The organism is Pseudomonas sp. KH_046_2 (genome assembly GCF_057838985.1).
The window spans coordinates 5,399,866-5,419,581 of sequence record NZ_CM174480.1 but is presented as its reverse complement, the minus strand read 5'-3'; the positions used below and the strand labels follow the sequence as shown (position 1 = coordinate 5,419,581).

22 protein-coding genes and 1 pseudogene are annotated in these 19,716 nt (G+C 59.9%); 17 read left to right on the top strand and 6 right to left on the bottom strand.

Annotated elements, in window-relative coordinates; translation table 11 throughout:
* Positions 1-124 precede the first annotated feature (124 nt).
* Both proB and AC3IX1_RS24645 read left to right on the top strand, forming a co-directional pair.
* Positions 125-1,243 (top strand): glutamate 5-kinase, encoded by a 1,119-nt coding sequence (proB, locus tag AC3IX1_RS24650; protein ID WP_150727089.1) that lies wholly within the window; start codon positions 125-127, stop codon positions 1,241-1,243.
* A 12-nt stretch (positions 1,244-1,255) separates the two neighbouring features.
* Positions 1,256-1,720, top strand: a complete 465-nt coding sequence (locus AC3IX1_RS24645; RefSeq protein WP_489386146.1) for a CreA family protein — start codon at positions 1,256-1,258, stop codon at positions 1,718-1,720.
* 196 nt (positions 1,721-1,916) lie between these two features.
* Here the strand turns inward: AC3IX1_RS24645 and rpsT are convergent, their stop codons facing one another.
* On the bottom strand, positions 1,917-2,195 hold the full coding sequence (gene rpsT, locus AC3IX1_RS24640; RefSeq protein WP_007970922.1) for a 30S ribosomal protein S20: 279 nt from the start codon (positions 2,193-2,195) through the stop codon (positions 1,917-1,919).
* A gap of 252 nt (positions 2,196-2,447) precedes the next feature.
* Here rpsT and murJ point away from each other — a divergent pair, with 252 nt between their 5' ends.
* The 6 genes from murJ (at position 2,448) to ispH (ending at position 9,926) form a co-directional block, all read left to right on the top strand.
* On the top strand, positions 2,448-3,986 hold the full coding sequence (gene murJ, locus AC3IX1_RS24635; protein WP_489386145.1) for a murein biosynthesis integral membrane protein MurJ: 1,539 nt from the start codon (positions 2,448-2,450) through the stop codon (positions 3,984-3,986).
* A gap of 129 nt (positions 3,987-4,115) precedes the next feature.
* Positions 4,116-5,054, top strand: coding sequence for a bifunctional riboflavin kinase/FAD synthetase (ribF, locus tag AC3IX1_RS24630; RefSeq protein ID WP_489386144.1), 939 nt, complete (start codon positions 4,116-4,118; stop codon positions 5,052-5,054).
* Between the two features lie 13 nt (positions 5,055-5,067).
* Positions 5,068-7,899, top strand: a complete 2,832-nt coding sequence (ileS, locus tag AC3IX1_RS24625; protein WP_489386143.1) for an isoleucine--tRNA ligase — start codon at positions 5,068-5,070, stop codon at positions 7,897-7,899.
* Positions 7,892-8,404, top strand: coding sequence for a signal peptidase II (lspA, locus tag AC3IX1_RS24620; protein ID WP_008052069.1), 513 nt, complete (start codon positions 7,892-7,894; stop codon positions 8,402-8,404). Before ileS ends, lspA begins: the two co-directional genes overlap by 8 nt.
* A gap of 7 nt (positions 8,405-8,411) precedes the next feature.
* Positions 8,412-8,849, top strand: coding sequence for an FKBP-type peptidyl-prolyl cis-trans isomerase (fkpB, locus tag AC3IX1_RS24615; protein WP_489388786.1), 438 nt, complete (start codon positions 8,412-8,414; stop codon positions 8,847-8,849).
* 129 nt (positions 8,850-8,978) lie between these two features.
* Complete coding sequence (gene ispH / locus AC3IX1_RS24610; protein ID WP_008052070.1) at positions 8,979-9,926, top strand: 4-hydroxy-3-methylbut-2-enyl diphosphate reductase; 948 nt, start codon at positions 8,979-8,981, stop codon at positions 9,924-9,926.
* Here the strand turns inward: ispH and AC3IX1_RS24605 are convergent.
* Positions 9,895-10,431 (bottom strand): GspH/FimT family pseudopilin, encoded by a 537-nt coding sequence (locus AC3IX1_RS24605; RefSeq protein WP_489386142.1) that lies wholly within the window; start codon positions 10,429-10,431, stop codon positions 9,895-9,897. The two genes, ispH and AC3IX1_RS24605, sit on opposite strands and share 32 nt — an antisense overlap.
* Positions 10,432-10,561: 130 nt before the next feature.
* On the opposite strand from AC3IX1_RS24605, the gene AC3IX1_RS24600 reads away from it, so the two are divergent.
* Genes AC3IX1_RS24600 through thiO form a run of 7 tightly spaced genes read left to right on the top strand, consistent with a single transcriptional unit; the run spans position 10,562 to position 14,648 of the window.
* Positions 10,562-11,035 (top strand): GspH/FimT family pseudopilin, encoded by a 474-nt coding sequence (locus AC3IX1_RS24600; protein WP_489386141.1) that lies wholly within the window; start codon positions 10,562-10,564, stop codon positions 11,033-11,035.
* Positions 11,032-11,481: a type IV pilus modification protein PilV gene (gene pilV, locus AC3IX1_RS24595; protein WP_489386140.1), complete on the top strand. Its 450-nt coding sequence runs from the start codon at positions 11,032-11,034 to the stop codon at positions 11,479-11,481. Before AC3IX1_RS24600 ends, pilV begins: the two co-directional genes overlap by 4 nt.
* A complete protein-coding gene (locus tag AC3IX1_RS24590; protein WP_489386139.1) occupies positions 11,478-12,185 on the top strand; it encodes a PilW family protein in 708 nt (235 codons plus the stop codon). The genes pilV and AC3IX1_RS24590 overlap by 4 nt, the downstream gene beginning before the upstream one ends.
* Before the next feature lie 10 nt (positions 12,186-12,195).
* Entirely contained in the window at positions 12,196-12,675 is a 480-nt protein-coding gene (locus AC3IX1_RS24585; RefSeq protein WP_489386138.1) for a pilus assembly PilX family protein, read from the top strand.
* Positions 12,662-13,075 carry a hypothetical protein gene (locus AC3IX1_RS24580; protein WP_489386137.1) on the top strand — a complete coding sequence of 138 codons (414 nt, stop codon included), beginning with the start codon at positions 12,662-12,664 and terminating at the stop codon, positions 13,073-13,075. Before AC3IX1_RS24585 ends, AC3IX1_RS24580 begins: the two co-directional genes overlap by 14 nt.
* A gap of 14 nt (positions 13,076-13,089) precedes the next feature.
* Positions 13,090-13,491: a type IV pilin protein gene (locus AC3IX1_RS24575; protein ID WP_489386136.1), complete on the top strand. Its 402-nt coding sequence runs from the start codon at positions 13,090-13,092 to the stop codon at positions 13,489-13,491.
* 56 nt (positions 13,492-13,547) lie between these two features.
* Positions 13,548-14,648, top strand: a complete 1,101-nt coding sequence (thiO, locus tag AC3IX1_RS24570) for a glycine oxidase ThiO (RefSeq protein WP_489386135.1) — start codon at positions 13,548-13,550, stop codon at positions 14,646-14,648.
* A gap of 4 nt (positions 14,649-14,652) precedes the next feature.
* On the opposite strand, the gene AC3IX1_RS24565 is transcribed toward thiO, so the two are convergent.
* The 4 genes and pseudogenes from AC3IX1_RS24565 to AC3IX1_RS24550 form a co-directional block, all read right to left on the bottom strand.
* Complete coding sequence (locus tag AC3IX1_RS24565) at positions 14,653-15,993, bottom strand: sigma-54-dependent transcriptional regulator (protein WP_489386134.1); 1,341 nt, start codon at positions 15,991-15,993, stop codon at positions 14,653-14,655.
* Positions 15,990-16,292: pseudogene (locus tag AC3IX1_RS24560) on the bottom strand (hypothetical protein); the annotation flags it as partial. The gene AC3IX1_RS24565 and the pseudogene AC3IX1_RS24560, both read right to left, overlap by 4 nt.
* 46 nt (positions 16,293-16,338) lie before the next feature.
* Positions 16,339-16,572, bottom strand: a complete 234-nt coding sequence (locus AC3IX1_RS24555) for a PP0621 family protein (protein ID WP_489386133.1) — start codon at positions 16,570-16,572, stop codon at positions 16,339-16,341.
* A gap of 200 nt (positions 16,573-16,772) precedes the next feature.
* A complete protein-coding gene (locus AC3IX1_RS24550) occupies positions 16,773-17,795 on the bottom strand; it encodes an outer membrane protein assembly factor BamD (RefSeq protein ID WP_489386132.1) in 1,023 nt (340 codons plus the stop codon).
* A 151-nt stretch (positions 17,796-17,946) separates the two neighbouring features.
* Between AC3IX1_RS24550 and rluD the strand changes: the two genes are divergently transcribed.
* Together rluD and pgeF are read left to right on the top strand one after the other, a co-directional pair.
* On the top strand, positions 17,947-18,909 hold the full coding sequence (rluD, locus tag AC3IX1_RS24545) for a 23S rRNA pseudouridine(1911/1915/1917) synthase RluD (protein WP_007990414.1): 963 nt from the start codon (positions 17,947-17,949) through the stop codon (positions 18,907-18,909).
* Positions 18,906-19,631: a peptidoglycan editing factor PgeF gene (gene pgeF, locus AC3IX1_RS24540; RefSeq protein WP_489386131.1), complete on the top strand. Its 726-nt coding sequence runs from the start codon at positions 18,906-18,908 to the stop codon at positions 19,629-19,631. The genes rluD and pgeF overlap by 4 nt, the downstream gene beginning before the upstream one ends.
* Positions 19,632-19,716: the final 85 nt, after the last annotated feature.

Genomic DNA, 19,716 nt, shown 5'->3' with positions numbered 1-19,716 from the left:
ACTTAAGCGCCGCTCAATCGAGCGGCGTTTTGGTATCTGGAAATCGATTGTTGGTCACGAATAACCACGAATAACGTCACGGGCAGTGCTAGGTCGCGCTGTCCTCAAGCTAAGGTTGAAGATGATGCGGAGCAAGGTGACAGGTGCGCAGCGTTGGGTCGTGAAGATCGGCAGCGCTTTGCTGACGGCGGACGGCAAAGGCCTGGATCGCGCGGCAATGGGTGTCTGGGTTGAGCAGATGGTGGCCTTGCATGAGGCGGGTGTCGAGCTGGTGCTGGTGTCCTCCGGGGCGGTGGCGGCCGGTATGAGCCGTTTGGGCTGGACCTCGCGACCCAGTGCGATGCACGAACTTCAAGCTGCCGCCGCAATCGGCCAGATGGGGTTGGTGCAGGCCTGGGAGTCGAGCTTTGCCGAGCATGGCCGGCATACCGCGCAGATTCTCCTGACTCACGACGACTTGTCCGATCGCAAGCGCTACCTGAACGCCCGTAGCACCTTGCGTGCGCTGGTCGAGCTGAAGGTCATTCCGGTGATCAACGAGAATGACACTGTGGTCACCGACGAAATCCGTTTTGGTGACAACGACACTCTGGCGGCGCTGGTGGCCAACCTGGTCGAGGCGGATTTGCTGGTGATCCTGACGGATCGCGACGGCATGTTCGACGCCGATCCGCGCAACAATCCGGATGCCCAGCTGATTTACGAGGCGCGTGCCGATGATCCGGCGCTCGACGCGGTGGCGGGCGGTACGGGCGGAGCGCTTGGGCGTGGTGGCATGCAGACCAAGCTGCGTGCTGCGCGTCTGGCGGCCCGCTCCGGTGCCCATACCATCATCGTTGGCGGGCGCATTGAGCGCGTGCTGGATCGCCTCAAGGCGGGCGAGCGCATCGGCACGCTGCTCTCGCCTGAGCGCGGCATGCTGGCGGCGCGTAAGCAGTGGCTGGCCGGTCATCTGCAAACCCGTGGCACCCTGGTGCTGGATGCGGGTGCGGTGATCGCGTTGTCCCAAGGCAACAAGAGCTTGCTGCCGGTTGGGGTCAAATTGGTGCAGGGCAGCTTCCGTCGCGGTGAGATGGTGGTCTGCGTGGCGCCGGACGGTCGCGAGATTGCCCGTGGCCTGGCCAACTACAGTGCGCTGGAAGCGCAAAAAATCATCGGTCAGTCGTCCGAGGCGATTGTCGGTCTGTTGGGTTACATGGCGGAACCGGAACTGGTTCACCGCGATAACCTGATCCTGGTCTGAAGGAATACCTGAATGCGCGTGGCAAAAGGATTGTTGGGGTTGCTGTTGGCGATACCGCTGCTGGCTTCGGCCGAAGAGATCGGTCAGGTGTCGACGGTGTTCAAGTTCGTCGGGCCGAATGACCGGATCGTGGTCGAGGCCTTTGATGATCCCAAGGTCGATGGTGTGACCTGCTATCTGTCGCGCGCCAAGACCGGTGGAGTGAAAGGTGGTCTTGGTTTGGCCGAGGATCGTGCCGAAGCGTCTATCGCTTGCCGGCAGGTCGGGCCGATCAGCTTCAAGGGTGAGCTCAAGGATGGCGACGAGGTGTTCAAGGAGCGTACGTCCCTGGTGTTCAAGACCATGCAGGTGGTGCGTTTCCTCGACAAGAAGCGCAATACGCTGGTGTATCTGGTGTATAGCGATCGCTTGATCGAAGGCAGTCCGCAGAATGCAGTGACGGCGATTCCGATTTTGCCGTGGGCGCACGCTCAGTAATCTGACGTAAATCGAACTGTGGGGGCGAGCTTGCTCCGGGCGGCGCTCCGACGATTGCGGGCTGTCAGTCAACGATGATGTTGAATGTGATGGCCCCCTTCGCGAGCAGGCTCGCTCCCACGGTTTTTTGTGTGCCCATCAAATCGCAGGCAATAAAAAACCGACCCTGAGGTCGGTTTTTTAATGAACGAGTCGCTTAGGCAGCAGCGGCAACGTTCAGGGCCTTAACGTGGCCATTCAGGCGGCTCTTATGACGAGCGGCCTTGTTCTTGTGGATGATGCCTTTATCGGCCATACGGTCGATAACTGGCACAGCCAGAACGTAAGCGGCTTGAGCTTTGGCAGCGTCTTTTGCGTCGATGGCCTTAACTACATTCTTGATGTAGGTACGAACCATGGAACGCAGGCTGGCGTTGTGGCTGCGACGCTTCTCAGCCTGTTTTGCACGTTTTTTGGCGGAAGGTGAGTTGGCCACCGTCGAGCTCCTCGAAAGACTTTTTAGGAAATAGCAAACAAAATAGGCCGCGAATCATGCCGATGAGTTGAGGTCTTGTCAAGGGCGGTTGAGACGTTCCGCTAAGTGGTAGGTGAAGCAAGCTTGGAGATTTCTTTCCAGCGTGCGACCTGTAAACTCGCGAGCTTTGGCTCTGTGCTGTTGCGGCGCGGAGTATCGCATAAGTGGGCGCTTTATTCGCCTGCTGTTTATCGACAGGCACAAACTCTTTCAATGAATCTGCTCAAATCGTTGGCCGCCGTCAGCTCTATCACGATGCTTTCCCGGGTTCTGGGGTTTGTTCGTGACACCCTCATTGCACGGGCATTTGGCGCGGGAATGGCGACCGACGCCTTCTTTATCGCCTTCAAATTGCCCAATCTGCTGCGCCGGATCTTTGCCGAAGGGGCGTTTTCCCAGGCGTTCGTGCCGATTCTTGCGGAATATAAAAGCCAGAAGGGCGATGAGGCGACCCGAACCTTCATTGCCTACGTCTCGGGCCTGTTGACGCTGGTGCTGGCGCTGGTCACGGCGTTGGGCATGATCGCTGCGCCGTGGGTCATCTGGGTCACTGCGCCGGGTTTCACCGATACCCCGGAAAAATTCGAGCTCACTTCCAACCTGTTGCGGGTGACCTTTCCTTACATATTGCTGATTTCCCTGTCGTCGCTGGCGGGTGCGATCCTCAACACCTGGAACCGTTTTTCGGTCCCGGCATTCGTGCCGACGCTGCTCAACGTCAGCATGATTATTTTTGCGTTGTTCCTGACACCGTACTTCGATCCGCCCGTAATGGCGCTCGGCTGGGCGGTTCTGGTGGGTGGCCTGGCGCAGTTGCTCTATCAGCTGCCGCACCTGAAAAAGATCGGCATGCTGGTGCTGCCGCGCTTGAATCTGCGCGACAGCGGTGTCTGGCGGGTAATGAAGCAGATGCTGCCGGCGATTCTCGGGGTGTCGGTGAGCCAGATCTCGCTGATCATCAACACCATCTTCGCTTCGTTCCTGGTTGCCGGGTCCGTGTCCTGGATGTACTACGCCGACCGATTGATGGAGCTGCCTTCCGGCGTGCTGGGCGTGGCGCTGGGGACGATTCTGTTGCCGACCCTGGCCAAGACCTACGCCAACAAGGATCGCCACGAGTATTCGCGCATCCTCGACTGGGGCCTGCGCCTGTGCTTCGTATTGGTGCTGCCTTGCTCGCTGGCGTTGGGGATTCTGGCGGAGCCGCTGACGGTTTCTTTGTTCCAGTACGGCCAGTTCAATGCGTTTGATGCATCGATGACCCAGCGTGCCCTGATCGCTTATTCGGTCGGGTTACTCGGAATTATTGTGATCAAAGTGCTGGCCCCTGGCTTTTATGCGCAACAAAACATCCGTACACCGGTAAAAATCGCGATTTTTACCCTGGTGGTCACCCAGCTGTTCAACTTGGTGCTGATCGGCCCCCTGGCTCACGCGGGCCTGGCCTTGGCGATCAGTGCCGGTGCTTGCCTCAATGCCGGATTGCTGTTCTATCAACTGCGCAAGCAGCAGATGTACCAGCCGCAGCCGGGCTGGGCGAAGTTCACTTTCAAACTGCTGGTCGCTGTTGCGGTAATGTCCGCGGTATTGTTGGGTGCGATGCACTTCATGCCGGCCTGGGATCAGGGGCATATGCTCGAACGCTTCCTGCGCCTGGGGGCGTTGGTGGCGGCGGGTGTGGTGGCTTATTTCGGCATGTTAGTGTTGATGGGTTTCCGTTTGCGCGACTTCAATCGCAAGACGCTGGGCTGAGGTTCTGGCCTCGATAAACACGGGCGATCCGGCAGTTTTGTCGGCTCGATCACTTTGGGTTACGGTGTTGCCTGTCGTCGGCCGCCGGGTGTGGTTATAATCGACCACTTTATGAGCAAGAAGCGCGTTATGCAGCTGGTTCGAGGCCTCCACAATCTGCGCCCCCAGCATCGGGGCTGTGTCGCCACTATTGGCAACTTTGACGGTGTTCACCGTGGTCACCAGGCTATCCTGGCGCGGCTGCGTGAGCGTGCGCTCGAGTTGGGCGTGCCCAGCTGCGTGGTGATTTTTGAGCCGCAGCCGCGAGAATTTTTCGCCCCGGACACGGCCCCGGCCCGTCTGGCCCGGCTGCGGGATAAACTGCAGCTGCTGGCCGACGAAGGTGTCGACCGCGTCCTGTGCCTGGCCTTCAACCAGCGGCTGAGCAAGCTCAGCGCCAGCGAATTCGTTGATACCATCCTGGTGGACGGCCTTGGCGTACAGCACCTTGAAGTCGGTGACGACTTCCGGTTCGGCTGCGACCGCGTAGGGGATTTCGATTTCCTGCAACAAGCCGGCATCGTTCAGGGCTTTACCGTCGAGGCAGCGCAAACCGTTGAGCTGGACGGTATTCGCGTCAGCAGCACTCAGGTCCGCAATGCCTTGGCCGCAGCTGATTTTGCCTTGGCCGAGCGACTGCTAGGTCGGCCGTTCCAGATTACCGGGCGGGTGCTGCACGGCCAGAAGCTGGCTCGCCAGTTGGGTACGCCCACAGCCAACATACAACTCAAGCGCCGTCGCGTTCCGCTTTCCGGGGTTTACCTGGTCAACGTCGACATCGACGGCAAGACCTGCCCCGGCGTCGCCAATATCGGCGTGCGGCCAACGGTACAAGGTGATGGCAAGGCCCACCTCGAAATACATCTTTTAGATTTTGCCGGCGATCTGTATGACCGGCGTTTAACGGTGGTTTTCCACCACAAGCTGCGCGAAGAGCAGCGTTTCGCCTCTCTGGAGGCGTTGAAAACGGCGATCAACGCGGATGTCGCCGCCGCCCGTGCACTAGCCGCACCTAGCGCCCATCGCTAATGAAGAGCCTTAAATGACCGACTATAAAGCCACGCTAAACCTTCCGGACACCGCCTTCCCAATGAAGGCCGGCCTGCCACAGCGCGAACCGCAGATCCTGCAGCGCTGGGACAGTATTGGCCTGTACGGAAAGTTGCGCGAGATTGGCAAGGCTCGTCCGAAGTTCGTATTGCACGACGGCCCTCCGTACGCCAACGGCTCGATTCACATCGGTCATGCACTGAACAAGATTCTCAAGGACATGATCATCCGTTCGAAGACCCTGTCGGGCTTCGACGCGCCTTATGTTCCGGGCTGGGACTGCCACGGCCTGCCGATCGAGCACAAAGTCGAAGTGACCCACGGCAAGAACCTGGGCGCGGACAAGACCCGCGAACTGTGCCGGGCCTACGCCACCGAGCAGATCGAAGGGCAGAAGTCCGAGTTCATCCGCCTCGGCGTGCTGGGCGACTTCGCCAATCCGTACAAGACCATGGACTTCAAGAACGAGGCCGGTGAAATCCGTGCCTTGGCCGAAATCGTCAAGGGCGGTTTCGTGTTCAAGGGCCTGAAGCCTGTGAACTGGTGTTTTGACTGCGGTTCGGCCCTGGCCGAGGCGGAAGTTGAGTACGAGAACAAGAAGTCCTCGACCATCGACGTGGCGTTCCCGATTGCCGATGAAGCCCAACTGGCTGCCGCCTTCGGTCTGCCAAGCCTGGCCAAGCCTGCCTCGATCGTGATCTGGACCACCACCCCGTGGACCATCCCGGCCAACCAGGCGCTGAACGTTCACCCGGAATTCAACTACGCCCTGGTCGACGTCGGCGACAAGCTGCTGGTACTGGCCGAAGAGCTGGTCGAGTCGTGCCTGGCGCGCTACTCGCTGGAAGGTTCGGTCATTGCGACCACCAGCGGTAAAGCGCTGGAACTGATCAACTTCCGTCACCCGTTCTACGACCGTCTGTCGCCGGTTTACCTGGCCGACTACGTTGAACTGGGCGCCGGCACCGGTGTGGTTCACTCCGCTCCGGCCTATGGCGTGGACGACTTCGTGACCTGCAAGAAGTACGGCATGGTCAACGATGACATCCTCAATCCGGTACAAAGCAACGGCGTTTACGCGACCTCGCTGGAATTCTTCGGCGGCCAGTTCATCTGGAAGGCCAACCCGGCCATCGTCGACAAGCTGACCGAAGTCGGCGCGCTGCTGCACACCACCATCATCGAACACAGCTACATGCACTGCTGGCGCCACAAGACCCCGCTGATCTACCGCGCCACCGCGCAGTGGTTCATCGGCATGGACAAGCAGCCGACCACCGGCGACACCCTGCGCCAGCGCTCGCTCAAGGCCATCGAAGAGACCCAGTTCGTTCCGGCCTGGGGCCAGGCGCGCCTGCACTCGATGATCGCCAACCGTCCGGACTGGTGCATCTCCCGTCAGCGCAACTGGGGCGTGCCGATCCCGTTCTTCCTGAACAAGGAAAGCGGCGAACTGCACCCGCGTACCGTCGAACTGATGGAAGAAGTTGCCAAGCGCGTTGAAGTCGAAGGCATCGAGGCCTGGTTCAAGCTGGACGCCGCCGAGCTGCTGGGCGCTGAAGCGCCGCAGTACGACAAGATCAGCGACACCCTGGACGTCTGGTTCGATTCGGGTACCACGCACTGGCACGTCCTGCGCGGTTCACACCCGATGGGCCACGAAACCGGCCCACGCGCCGACCTGTACCTGGAAGGCTCGGACCAACACCGTGGCTGGTTCCACTCGTCGCTGCTGACCGGTTGCGCCATCGACAATCACGCACCGTACCGCGAGCTGCTGACCCACGGCTTCACTGTCGACGAGTCCGGCCGCAAGATGTCCAAGTCTTTGGGCAACGTGATTGCGCCGCAAAAGGTCAACGACACCCTGGGCGCCGACATCATGCGTCTGTGGGTTGCCTCGACCGACTACTCGGGTGAAATGGCGGTTTCCGAGCAGATCCTGCAACGCAGTGCGGATGCCTACCGGCGTATCCGTAACACCGCGCGCTTCCTGCTTTCGAACCTGACCGGCTTCAACCCGGCCACCGACCTGCTGCCGGCCGAAGAAATGCTGGCACTGGACCGTTGGGCCGTGGACCGGACTCTGCTGCTGCAACGCGAGCTGCAAGAGCACTACAGTGAATACCGCTTCTGGAACGTGTACTCGAAGATCCACAACTTCTGCGTGCAGGAGCTGGGTGGCTTCTATCTCGACATCATCAAGGATCGCCAGTACACCACTGGCGCCGACAGCAAGGCCCGCCGTTCGTGCCAGACCGCGCTGTTCCACATCTCCGAGGCGCTGGTGCGCTGGATCGCGCCGATCCTGGCGTTCACCGCCGACGAACTGTGGCAGTACCTGCCGGGCGAGCGTAACGAGTCCGTCATGCTCAACACCTGGTACGAAGGCCTGAGCGAACTGCCGGAAGGCATCGAGCTGGATCGCGCCTACTGGGATCGCATCATGGAAGTGAAGGTTGCGGTCAACAAAGAGATGGAAATCCAGCGTGCGGCCAAGGCCGTCGGTGGCAACCTGCAAGCCGAAGTGACGCTGTTCGCCGAAGACGCCCTGAGCGCCGACCTGGCCAAGCTGAGCAACGAACTGCGCTTCGTACTGATCACGTCGACCGCCAGTGTTGCGCCATTGGTGCAGGCACCGGCCGATGCCGTGGTCACCGAAGTCAGCGGCCTGAAGCTGAAGATCGTCAAGTCGGCTCACGCCAAGTGCGCCCGTTGCTGGCACTGCCGTGAAGACGTCGGCGTGAACCCGGAGCACCCGGAAATCTGCGGCCGTTGCGTGGATAACATCAGCGGCGCTGGCGAGGTCCGTCACTATGCCTAATGCCGTTGGCCGTTTCGGACGGCTGAGCTGGCTCTGGTTGAGTTTGCTGGTCCTGGTCATCGACCAGGCCAGCAAGTTCTACTTCGAAGGCAAGCTCCAGATGTACCAGCAGATCGTAATCATCCCCGATTACTTCAGCTGGACCCTGGCCTACAACACTGGCGCGGCGTTCAGCTTCCTGGCTGACAGCTCCGGCTGGCAGCGCTGGCTGTTCGCGTTGATCGCGGTCGTGGTCAGTGCGGTGCTGGTGGTGTGGCTCAAGCGTCTGGGGCGCAACGAGACCTGGCTGGCGATTGCGCTGGCACTGGTGCTTGGCGGCGCGCTGGGCAATTTGTATGACCGCATTGCCCTGGGCCATGTGATCGATTTCATTCTGGTGCATTGGCAGAACCGCTGGTATTTCCCCGCGTTCAACTTTGCCGACAGTGCCATCACTGTTGGTGCCGTCATGCTGGCACTGGATATGTTCAAAAGTAAAAAGACCGGAGAAACCGTTCATGACTGAACAGGTATTGGCTGAGCAACGCATCGGCCAGAACACGGAAGTCACCTTGCATTTCGCATTGCGCCTGGAGAACGGCGACACGGTGGACAGCACCTTCGACAAAGCCCCGGCGACCTTCAGGGTCGGTGATGGCAACCTGTTGCCAGGTTTCGAAGCGGCGCTGTTCGGTTTCAAGGCTGGTGACAAGCGTACGCTGAGCATTGAGCCGGAAAACGCTTTCGGCCAGCCTAACCCGCAAAACGTGCAGATCATCCCGCGCTCCCAGTTCCAGGACATGGAACTGTCGCCTGGCTTGCTGGTGATCTTCAACGATGCGGCCAATACTGAATTGCCGGGCGTGGTCCAAGAGTTCGATGACGCGCAAGTGACCATCGACTTCAACCACCCGCTGGCGGGCAAGACGTTGACCTTTGACGTGGAAATCATCACTGTCAAAGCGCTGTAACTGCTTTCTGTAGGAGCGAGCTTGCTCGCGATGATCGTCAACGAATACGCGTTTCTTCTGGATTGACGCGGTGTCCTTTAGTTTTTCGCGAGCAAGCTCGCTCCTACTGGACAAGACACGAGGCACAGCATGCAAATCAAACTCGCCAACCCCCGTGGCTTCTGCGCCGGTGTGGACCGGGCGATCGAAATCGTCAACCGCGCCCTGGAAGTCTTCGGGCCACCGATCTATGTGCGCCACGAAGTGGTCCACAACAAATTCGTCGTCGAAGACCTGCGCTCCCGCGGTGCGATCTTCGTCGAAGAGCTGGATCAGGTGCCGGACGATGTCATCGTGATCTTCAGCGCCCACGGTGTTTCCCAGGCCGTGCGCAGCGAAGCGGCTGGCCGCGGGCTGAAAGTGTTCGACGCCACGTGCCCGCTGGTGACCAAAGTCCACATCGAAGTGGCACGCTACAGCCGTGACGGCCGAGAGTGCATTCTCATCGGCCACGCCGGTCACCCGGAAGTCGAAGGCACCATGGGCCAGTACGATGCCGGCAATGGCGGCGCGATCTACCTGGTCGAAGACGAGAAGGATGTCGCGGCGTTGCAGGTGAACAACCCTGAAAAGCTCGCCTTCGTGACCCAGACCACATTGTCGATGGACGACACCAGCCGCGTTATCGACGCCCTTCGTTCGCGCTTCCCGGCCATTGGTGGGCCGCGCAAGGACGATATTTGCTACGCCACGCAAAACCGTCAGGACGCGGTCAAGCAACTGGCCGACGAGTGTGACGTGGTGCTGGTGGTCGGCAGTCCGAACAGCTCCAACTCCAATCGCTTGCGCGAATTGGCAGAGCGCATGTCCACTCCGGCCTACCTGATCGACGGTGCCGAAGACCTGCAAAAGAGCTGGTTCGATGGTGTCGAGCGTATCGGCATCACCGCTGGCGCATCCGCCCCGGAAGTCCTGGTGCGCGGCGTGATCCAGCAGTTGCAGGCTTGGGGTGCCACCGGTGCCGATGAGCTGGCCGGTCGCGAGGAGAACATCACGTTCTCGATGCCTAAAGAACTGCGCGTTCGTTCGTTGCTCTGACTTTATTTTTTTCGCATAACGCCTGCTCAACCTTGTCGTTGCGCAGGCTGACGCGACCGGTCCGTGCCAATACCACTTGATGTTGGCTCGCCGGTTCGCGAACTGCGCAAATGTGTAGTGTCCCTCCAAACAGTGGCTCGCCCTGACCTCTGAAGCGTATTGAGCTTTCGACCGTACTGTTCCCCACAATCGACATGCGTGCGCCGCTCTGGCGTTCGGCCAGCAGTGGATTGTCGCTGTCCATCTCCCCCTTGCCGCTGATATCCAGAATAATCCGCCAGCCTTGGCTCCAGTCGCCATTGATGCCGTGAATCACCACGGCCTGATTGCGGACGATGGCTTCGCTCCGGGCGGTGCGAATACCACTGGAAAGGGCCTGTGTCGCTTGCTCTCTTTGGTTCGACTCGATCAGCGTTGCGAACGCCGGACTGACCAAATGCAGAACAATTCCTGTAATTGCCAGTCCCATGAGCAGTTCGATCAGGCTGAAGCCTTGTTGCCGCATGACATCTCCCTCCGTGGCGTGCTGTGGCTCGCGCAATCCCTGCGCGAGAAATGGCAACGCAAACGCACCGCATCGCTCGAATGTTGTGCCGCGCAAGAGCAGGTATAGCTGAAGGAAACAGAAGGCCCCGATGGATCATCCTACAAAAGGTTTCACGCTGATCGAGTTGCTGGTCGCGCTCGCGATCCTTCTGATTCTGCTGACTCTGGCTGTCCCGGCGTTCACCCGCTCGACCCAAACAACCAGGGCTGATACTGAAATCGCTGACCTGCGACGAACCCTGAATTTTGCCCGGCTCGAAGCCATCGATCGGGGCAATACCACACGAGTGCGCCCGACGGCCGGTGGGGATGTCTGGAGTGGGGAGCTGACGGTTTACGACGGTACTGGCGCTTTGGCCAATGTATTACGGGTTGTTCCGGCGATGAGCAGCGGCGCAACTCTGGCGCTAACCTCTGGCGTCACAGCCATCGATTTCAACAGTATGGGCGGATTGTCATCACCGTCCTCAGAGGTGGTGATCAGCTATGGGCAGGGAGCACAAAGCAGGACGCTGACTGTTTGTTTGAACGGACGAATTCTATTGGGTGGAAGTTGCGGATGAGGGCATGGAGCAAACGCACGCAGGAAGGCATGACGCTGGTCGAAGTCCTGGTGGCGTTAGTCATTCTGGGAGTGGGCCTGCTGGGGGCGGCGGCGTTTCAGCTCAATGCGCTGAAGTACACGGACAGCGCGCGCATGACCAGTCAGGCCAGTTTTATCGCCTACGACCTGATGGACCGCATTCGTGCCAACGCTGCTGCGGACTACACCATTGCGCCGCCGGCTTCGGGCAATCCGGATGTCACCCGGGATCAGGACCTGTTTGACTTCAATGCCAACATTGTCAGTTCACTCGGTGCCTCCGCGACGGGCAGTGTCACCGTCAATCAGAAGGTGTACACCATCACGATTAACTGGGACGACTCGCGGGCTGCGAAGGCTGCTGACTCGCGGCGCAGCTTCGTCCTGAGCAGTCGCGCGGCCATTGACCCAATGGTGACCCCGTGAGTCGCTGCAGCAGGGGTTTTAGCCTGGTCGAATTGCTGATCGCCCTGGCATTGAGCCTGATCGTGGTGCTGGGCGTGGTGCAGGTTTTCATCGCGGCCAAGAACACTTATCTCAGCCAGAATGCGGCCGCGAACATGCAGGAGGACGCACGTTTCGTGTTGAGCAAAATGATTCAGGAAGTCCGCATGGTCGGGATGTTCGGTTGTCTGGAAACGATCACCGATTCAAGTCAGAAAGGTGATTTCCATGCCAGTCAGCTAGCACCGATCCGTTGGGACAATGGCGGCCGCAAGTTGGCGCTGGTTACGGCGGATGTCGGCGGCAATGGCGGCAAGCCGGACTGGACCGTGCTGTCTGATTGTCGAATCAGGTCGACGGCCTACAGTGAAGGTCGGACGCCAGTGGCAGGGCAATTGGCTTTTCCGATCCGGCGGCTGATTTACAGCTACAGCAACAACCAGCTGCTTATGAAGAGCGGTGCCGCAGCAGACCAGGTATTGGTGGACAACGTCAGCGCTTTCGACGTGAGCTTCGGCCTGGCCAGCACGGCCACTGACCTGGCTGCTTCGCACTACAGCAGCAACCCCACGGATCCCGCGCTGATTCGAAGCGTTCGCCTGAGCCTGACCCTCTTCGATCCGAACCACCGGGTGAGCGATCAAACCTTCAATGTGGTTGCTGCTCTGCGCAACCGCCTGCCATGAGGGAGTGCCAATGAATCGTGCTCCCAAGAAGTATTACGCTCAACGCGGCATGGCACTGTTGGTCAGCCTGGTGTTCTTGCTCTTGCTGACGTTGATTGGTCTTTCATCGATGCAGAGCGCCACCCTGCAGGAAAAAATGGCCGGTAGCGTCGCCTTGCGCAACCAGTCGTTCCAGAGTGCCGAGGCGGCATTGCGGGTGGGCGAGGGTACGGTACAGCGGGACAGTTATGCGCTACCTGTTTGCAGCGGCATCGTTCAATGTGCACCACCGTCCGAGTCTTCGACTATTACCGCTGCCGGTTTCAACGCCTCTTCCGGCGTGACCTGGATTGCATCGGGCAAGGGTTTTTATGGCGTGCAAAACATCGGTGTCAGCCGAAATGCGGTGAATGTGCCAATCAATACCCCGGCGACGTTGTACCGGGTAACGGCAGTGGGGATCGCGGGGCATTCGCGCAGTGTGGTGGAGAGCATCTATGCAAAGTACTGAGCGACCTGCCAGGTTATGGTCGCAATTGTTTGCTGTCGTCGTCGCGCTCGCCCTGTCGATGTCGGCGCACGCTGCCACATCAGCGGATTCGCCAGCGCTGAACCGGCCGACCTGTCTGGCCAATGGCAACTGGTACGGTTTTTATCACAGCAATCAGGGGCTGAAGACCGTCTGCCTGAAGCTGCCCGCTGCGATCAGCGTTAAGATGCTCGACAGCAACGCCGATGGAGTGGTCGACAACAGCGACACGCTGTCCGATGGCGTGATCTTTATCGGTGAGCATTCGACCCAGGACGCCAGCGACAATGGCGGGGCCGTGAACGATTCCACTGGCGACGGTAGTGCGGGGATGGAAAAATCCGGCGGTAGCCGTCGCATCATGTGGCGACAAATACAGTGAGTGAGAATTGAGGCATGCGTAGTTCCAACCGCGGTTTTACCCTGATCGAAATCATGATCGTGATTGCGATCATCGGTATTGTCATGACCATTGCTGCTCCGAGTCTCACCGAGTACCTGAACAAGGGCCGTCGCGCAGAAGCAGCCGGTCTGCTCTCGGAGCAGGCGCAGCTGCTGGAGCGCTTCTACTCGCAGAAAAATGCCTACACCGATGCGACGGGCCTCAGTGCCGGCAATGATTACTACAGCATCACACCGAGCCTGACCGACCAGACCTTTCTACTGACGGCGGTGCGCAAGGCTGACTCGAGCATGGCCACTGACAAGTGCGGTGATCTGACCATCACCAACACCGGTGTGCTCGGTATGGTCAACGCGAAATCCGGCCTGACCAGCAAAGACTGCTGGGGGCGCTGAGTTTCTTTTTCGGGTGCCTTTTGTACCCTCTGTCTATTTAACGATGGGATCAGAACATGACCAGGCAACAGCAAGTGGTGATTGTCGGCGGTGGGGTGATTGGATTGCTGACGGCGTTCAATCTCGCCTCCGAAGTGCAAAGCGTTGTGCTGCTGGATCGCTCGAGCGTCGGCCAGGAATCGTCCTGGGCCGGTGGTGGCATCGTTTCGCCGCTTTACCCGTGGCGCTACAGCCCGGCGGTCACCGCGTTGGCTCACTGGTCCCAGGACTTTTATCCACAGCTGGGCGAGCGCTTGTTTGCCGCCACTGGCGTTGATCCTGAAGTGCACACCACCGGTCTGTACTGGCTGGATCTGGATGACGAGGCTGAAGCCCTGGCATGGGCCGCCCGGGAAAATCGCCCGCTCAGCGCGGTGGATATTTCGGCGGCACACGACGCCGTGCCGGTGCTGGGCAGTGGTTTTTCCCGGGCGATCTACATGGCCGACGTCGCCAACGTGCGCAATCCGCGTCTGGTGAAATCTCTCAAGGCCGCGTTGCTGGCGCTGCCGAACGTGACGATCCATGAGCAGTGCGAAGTCAGCGGGTTTGTTCGTGACGGCAACAAGGTGGTCGGCGTGCAGACTTCCACAGGTACTGTCCCGGGCGATCAAGTCGTCCTGACGGCGGGTGCCTGGAGCGGTGACTTGCTCAAGCTTCTTGATCTGACGCTGCCGGTCGAGCCGGTGAAAGGGCAGATGATTCTCTACAAGTGTGCGGCGGATTTCCTGCCAAGCATGGTCCTGGCCAAGGGCCGTTATGCGATTCCCCGGCGCGACGGGCACATACTGATCGGCAGTACACTGGAGCATGAAGGCTTTGACAAGACGCCGACCGGGTCGGCACTGGAAAGCCTGAAGGCGTCCGCGGTGGAATTGATCCCGGCGCTGGCCGATGCCGAAGTGGTGGGGCATTGGGCCGGATTGCGCCCGGGATCACCCGAGGGCATTCCTTACATCGGCCCGGTGCCGGGGTTTGACGGGCTCTGGCTCAACTGCGGGCACTACCGTAACGGGCTGGTGCTGGCGCCGGCGTCATGCCAGCTGTTTGCCGATGTGATGTTGGGCCGGGCACCGATTATCGATCCGGCGCCTTATGCGCCTGCCGGGAGACTTTAAAGCATCAATCCAATCCCAACTTCTTGAGCCGGTAACGCATTGACCTGAATGACAGGTTCAACCGCTGAGCCGCCGCCGTGCGGTTCCAGCGGGTTTCCTCCAGGGCCTGGAGCAGCAGTTGGCGCTCGACGTTTTCCAGGTAGGCTTCCAGATTGTCGATCCGGGTCAGGTCCGGCACGCCACCCTCAGCTCCACAGTTGCCTTCAGCCAGGCGCAGGTCACCGGCTTCGATCTGTTTGTTCTCACACAAGGTGTGCGCCCGTTCGAGCATGTTTTCCAGTTCCCGCACATTGCCCGGGAAGCGATAGCTTTTCAGCGCATCGAGGGCTTGGGGGTGGAGTCTCGCCGCAGGTTGATCCGTATCGGCGGCCAGGCGCTTGAGTATGTGGCTGGCTAGCATTTCGATATCGTCGCGACGCTCGCGCAAGGGCGGCACCCGGAGTTCGATCACGTTCAAACGGTAGTAAAGGTCGTGACGAAATCGTCCGGCGGCGACTTCGGTGCCAAGGTCCTTGTGCGTGGCGCAGAGAATGCGCACATCCACCGCCATTTCCTGCTGCCCGCCGACGCTGCGTACGGATTTCTCCTGAATCGCGCGCAGCAGTTTGACTTGCATGGCCAGCGGCAGGTCAGCCACTTCGTCGAGGAGCAGGGTGCCGCCGTGAGCTGTCTGGAACAGGCCGGGTTTGTCTTCGATGGCGCCGCTGAAACTGCCTTTGCGATGACCGAAAAATTCGCTCTCCAGCAGCTCCGAAGGAATCGCCGCGCAGTTGATCGCAATGAACGGCTGATTGGCGCGGGGGCTTTGATCATGGATCAGGCGCGCGACCAACTCCTTGCCGCTGCCGGACTCTCCGCTGATGTATACCGTCGCATGGCTGCTGGCCAGTTTGGTGATGTGTTTGCGCAGGCTGCGCATGGGCAATGAGTCGCCGAGCAAGCGTCGATCGATGCCGACCCCTCGGGCCGCCGGAACCAGCAGGGCGTTGGTGACCAGTTCACGCAGGCGCACAAGGTCCACCGGTTTGGTCAGGAAGTCGAATGCCCCGGCCTTGAGCACATTGATCGCGTTTTCGAGACTGTCATAGGCGGTGATCATCGCCACCTGGACCTGGGGGTGGCGTTGCTGGATGTGCTGCACCAGCTCCAGGCCGGTACCGTCCGGCAACTGCATGTCGGTCAGGCATAGATCGAAGGTTTCGCGTTTGAGCAGGGATTGCGCTTCGCCGACGTTGCGGGCGTTGAACGTCTCCAGCTTCATCCTTCCCAGGGTGATTTCCAGGAGTTCGCGAATGTCCGGTTCGTCATCGACGATCAAGACTTTTTGTCGTGGTCTCGTGTTCAACGTGGGTTCCGTCCGTATGCATAGGTCATGCAAAAGCAGCCGCTTTCCTGGCGTGCCTTGAAGTCTAGGCGGGACGGAATGCTTTCGCCCGGCTGGCCGGACAGATAAAGCCCCAGGCCCTTGATATGGCGGGCTGGGGCTTCATTATCGAGTATTTCCAGTGATTTCAGATCGAGCCGTAGCGGCGACATTTGCTCGCGGCGCTGCAGGTGCAGGACGTTTTCGATTACCCGGTTCATTCGCACAGAGAGGTCTTGAGTAATCTGCGTCAGACGTCGATCAACGCCTTTCAGTTCCTTGGGGACGCGCGATAGTCCTTAAACGGCTGCCATTTCTGCTCAAGTGTCAGTGGCCACTGGAGTCCTTACCTTGCTCGAGATGAGCCTGGCTGCAATACCATTGCTGGTCGAGGCTCAGCGCGCGGTCACGGGGCAGGTGGACGCCACAATGGGCACAGCGGACCATGGGCGCCGCTTCCCGCTCGGCAGGAGGTCTGGGGGTGGAAGCCTGACCCTTGAACTTGCGCCAGAACCATACTGCAGCGGCAATCAGGGCAATCCAGAACAATAAACGAAGCATGGTGAGCTGCTTTTTGACTAGTGATTAGCTAGTTTAGCCAAGGACATGGCCAGCGCACAGCCTAATAGCTTATGTAGGAGCGAGCTTGCTCGCGATGGTCTCAAGGACGACGCGTTTATTCAGACAAAGCGCGTTAACGTTGACGTCCATCGCGAGCAAGCTCGCTCCTACAAGTCTCCCTTTTTGCACAACCTGGGGTGTCAGTCGAACACGCCGAAGGTCATGTAGCTGAACCACGAACGGTCGCTGTTGTTGCCTTCCGCTTCGTGATTTTCTTCTTCGATCGCGTCGCCATTGTCGTCTTTAGGCTTGAGCTCGCTCGGGATTGCGTCCTTGGCGTCCTGGAATTGCTTCTGTACGTCCTGGTTGGCGCGGGTTTCGCCCGGTGGCAGCGGCGGACGGGACTCGATCAGGCCCAGGGTCGCCTTGCTCAGCCACGAACGGTTGTCGGCTTCGGCCACGGTCGGTACGAACTGACCGTCTACCAGCGTCGGGTGGTTCGGGTAGTTGAGCTTCAGGGTTTCCAGGCTGGTGGCCGCCAGTTCGTCCAGGTGCATGCGCTGGTAGGCCTCGGTCATCACTGCCAGGCCGTCGCCGACCGAAGGGGTTTCCTGGAAGTTTTCCACCACGTAACGACCGCGGTTCGCGGCGGCGACATAGGCCTGGCGGGTCAGGTAGTAGTCGGCCACGTGAATTTCGTAGGCTGCCAGCAGGTTGCGCAGATAGATCATGCGCTGCTTGGCGTCTGGTGCGTAACGGCTGTTCGGGAAGCGGCTGGTCAGCTGGGCGAACTCGTTATAGGAGTCGCGGGCGGCACCCGGGTCACGCTTGGTCATGTCCAGCGGCAGGAAACGCGCCAGCAGGCCGACATCCTGGTCGAAAGAAGTCAGGCCCTTGAGGTAGTAGGCATAATCGACGTTCGGATGCTGTGGGTGCAGGCGAATGAAGCGTTCCGCAGCGGACTTTGCCGCTTCTGGCTCGGTGTTCTTGTAGTTGGCATAGATGAGTTCGAGTTGCGCCTGATCGGCATAGCGACCGAACGGATAACGTGATTCCAGAGCCTTCAGCTTGGCGATGGCGCTGGTGTAGCTGCTATTGTCCAGGTCGGCTTGAGCCTGTTGGTACAGCTCGACTTCACTGAGGTTTTCGTCTACGACTTCCTTCGATGAGCAAGCAGCGGTCAATGCGAGGATGGCGATCAGCAGCAGGTGTTTCACTTGCATGGCGGCTTGCGTCCCTATGACGGCCGCTGTCTTGGGCGTGGCCGTCCTGTTATGATGAGCGCCCCGTTGAATAGCCTCGGGGCAAAAGACGCCGTATTTAACCACAAGCGCGCAGCCGAAACCAAAGGCTGTGCCGACGCCTAGTCTGAGCATGTCCGATAAAATTGAACTTCGCGCAGAGGTGCCGTCCGAATTGGGCGGCCAACGCCTCGATCAAGTCGCCGCACAATTATTCGCTGAGCACTCGCGCTCGCGCCTTTCCGCCTGGATCAAAGACGGCCGCCTGACTGTGGATGGGGCGGTTATCCGCCCGCGAGACATCGTCCACGGCGGCGCCATCCTTGAGCTGACTGCCGAGCAGGAAGCTCAGGGCGAATGGGTCGCTCAAGACATAGCCCTGGATATCGTCTACGAAGACGACGATATCCTGGTGATCAACAAGCCTGCGGGCCTGGTGGTGCACCCGGCTGCCGGTCATGCCGACGGCACCTTGCTCAACGCCTTGCTGCACCACGTGCCGGACATCATCAATGTGCCCCGCGCCGGTATCGTGCATCGCCTGGACAAGGACACCACCGGTCTGATGGTGGTGGCCAAGACCATTCAAGCGCAGACGCAGCTGGTTACACAGTTGCAGAGCCGTAGCGTCAGCCGGATCTACGAGTGCATCGTGATCGGTGTGGTGACAGCTGGCGGCAAGATCAACGCGCCGATCGGTCGTCACGGCCAGCAACGCCAGCGCATGGCCGTGATGGAAGGTGGCAAGCAAGCCGTCAGCCATTACCGCGTGCTCGAGCGCTTCCGCTCCCACACTCACGTGCGGGTGAAGCTGGAAACCGGTCGTACGCACCAGATTCGCGTGCACATGGCGCACATCAACTACCCGTTGGTCGGAGATCCTGCCTACGGCGGTCGTTTCCGTATCCCGCCGGCAGCCAACCCAACCATGGTCGAGTCGCTGAAAAACTTCCCGCGTCAGGCGCTGCATGCGCGTTTCCTGGAACTGGATCATCCGACCACCGGTAAGCGCATGAGCTGGGAATCGCCGTTGCCGGAAGATTTTGTCTGGTTGCTGACCCTGCTCAAGCAAGACCGCGAGGCGTTCATCGGATGAGTGACTGGCTGATTCCTGACTGGCCCGCGCCGGCCGGGGTCAAAGCCTGCGTCACCACCCGCGCGGGCGGCGTCAGTGTGGCGCCGTTCGACAGCCTCAACCTCGGCGATCACGTCGACGACAGCCCTGAAGCTGTTGCCGAGAATCGCCGGCGTCTTACTGATCACTTCTCCATTCAACCGGCCTGGCTGCAGCAGGTCCACGGCATTGTCGTGGCCCATGCCAATCCAGGCCGGGTGGACACGGCTGACGCCAGTTGGACATCAACGCCGGGCGTCGCCTGCGCGGCGATGACCGCCGATTGCCTGCCTGCGCTGTTTTGCGACCGTGCCGGCACCCGCGTCGCTGCGGCCCATGCCGGTTGGCGCGGGCTGGCGGCTGGCGTGCTGGAAGCCACTCTCGACAGTCTGGCGGTACCGCCTGCCGAGGTATTGGTCTGGCTCGGCCCGGCCATCGGCCCGCAAGCCTTTGAAGTCGGCCCGGAAGTGCGCGAAACCTTCGTGCAGCAGTTGCCGCAAGCGGCTGAAGCCTTCGTGCCAAGTCAAAACCCCGGCAAGTTCATGGCCGACATCTATAGGCTTGCGTGCCTGCGTCTGGCAGCTCGCGGCGTCACCGCTGTCTACGGTGGCGGTTTTTGCACCGTAACCGATCCGCGCTTCTTTTCTTATCGTCGCAGTCCACGCACTGGTCGATTTGCTTCCTTGATCTGGCTCGACCGCTAGACTTGCCTGACCTGCATCAACGTCACGACGCTTGAAACTCCCAGAATTGACCACATCTATTGTGGTATCTGGCAGGTTTCTTCAT

Bases quoted from the DNA above. Each gene is read 5' to 3' on its own strand.
- proB (WP_150727089.1), top strand. From the start codon at position 125: ATGCGGAGCAAGGTGACAGGTGCGCAGCGTTGGGTCGTGAAGATCGGC.
- AC3IX1_RS24645 (WP_489386146.1), top strand. From the start codon at position 1,256: ATGCGCGTGGCAAAAGGATTGTTGGGGTTGCTGTTGGCGATACCGCTG.
- murJ (WP_489386145.1), top strand. From the start codon at position 2,448: ATGAATCTGCTCAAATCGTTGGCCGCCGTCAGCTCTATCACGATGCTT.
- ribF (WP_489386144.1), top strand. From the start codon at position 4,116: ATGCAGCTGGTTCGAGGCCTCCACAATCTGCGCCCCCAGCATCGGGGC.
- ileS (WP_489386143.1), top strand. From the start codon at position 5,068: ATGACCGACTATAAAGCCACGCTAAACCTTCCGGACACCGCCTTCCCA.
- lspA (WP_008052069.1), top strand. From the start codon at position 7,892: ATGCCTAATGCCGTTGGCCGTTTCGGACGGCTGAGCTGGCTCTGGTTG.
- ispH (WP_008052070.1), top strand. From the start codon at position 8,979: ATGCAAATCAAACTCGCCAACCCCCGTGGCTTCTGCGCCGGTGTGGAC.
- AC3IX1_RS24605 (WP_489386142.1), bottom strand. From the start codon at position 10,431: ATGCGGCAACAAGGCTTCAGCCTGATCGAACTGCTCATGGGACTGGCA.
- AC3IX1_RS24600 (WP_489386141.1), top strand. From the start codon at position 10,562: ATGGATCATCCTACAAAAGGTTTCACGCTGATCGAGTTGCTGGTCGCG.
- pilV (WP_489386140.1), top strand. From the start codon at position 11,032: ATGAGGGCATGGAGCAAACGCACGCAGGAAGGCATGACGCTGGTCGAA.
- AC3IX1_RS24585 (WP_489386138.1), top strand. From the start codon at position 12,196: ATGAATCGTGCTCCCAAGAAGTATTACGCTCAACGCGGCATGGCACTG.
- AC3IX1_RS24580 (WP_489386137.1), top strand. From the start codon at position 12,662: ATGCAAAGTACTGAGCGACCTGCCAGGTTATGGTCGCAATTGTTTGCT.
- AC3IX1_RS24575 (WP_489386136.1), top strand. From the start codon at position 13,090: ATGCGTAGTTCCAACCGCGGTTTTACCCTGATCGAAATCATGATCGTG.
- thiO (WP_489386135.1), top strand. From the start codon at position 13,548: ATGACCAGGCAACAGCAAGTGGTGATTGTCGGCGGTGGGGTGATTGGA.
- AC3IX1_RS24555 (WP_489386133.1), bottom strand. From the start codon at position 16,572: ATGCTTCGTTTATTGTTCTGGATTGCCCTGATTGCCGCTGCAGTATGG.
- AC3IX1_RS24550 (WP_489386132.1), bottom strand. From the start codon at position 17,795: ATGCAAGTGAAACACCTGCTGCTGATCGCCATCCTCGCATTGACCGCT.
- rluD (WP_007990414.1), top strand. From the start codon at position 17,947: ATGTCCGATAAAATTGAACTTCGCGCAGAGGTGCCGTCCGAATTGGGC.
- pgeF (WP_489386131.1), top strand. From the start codon at position 18,906: ATGAGTGACTGGCTGATTCCTGACTGGCCCGCGCCGGCCGGGGTCAAA.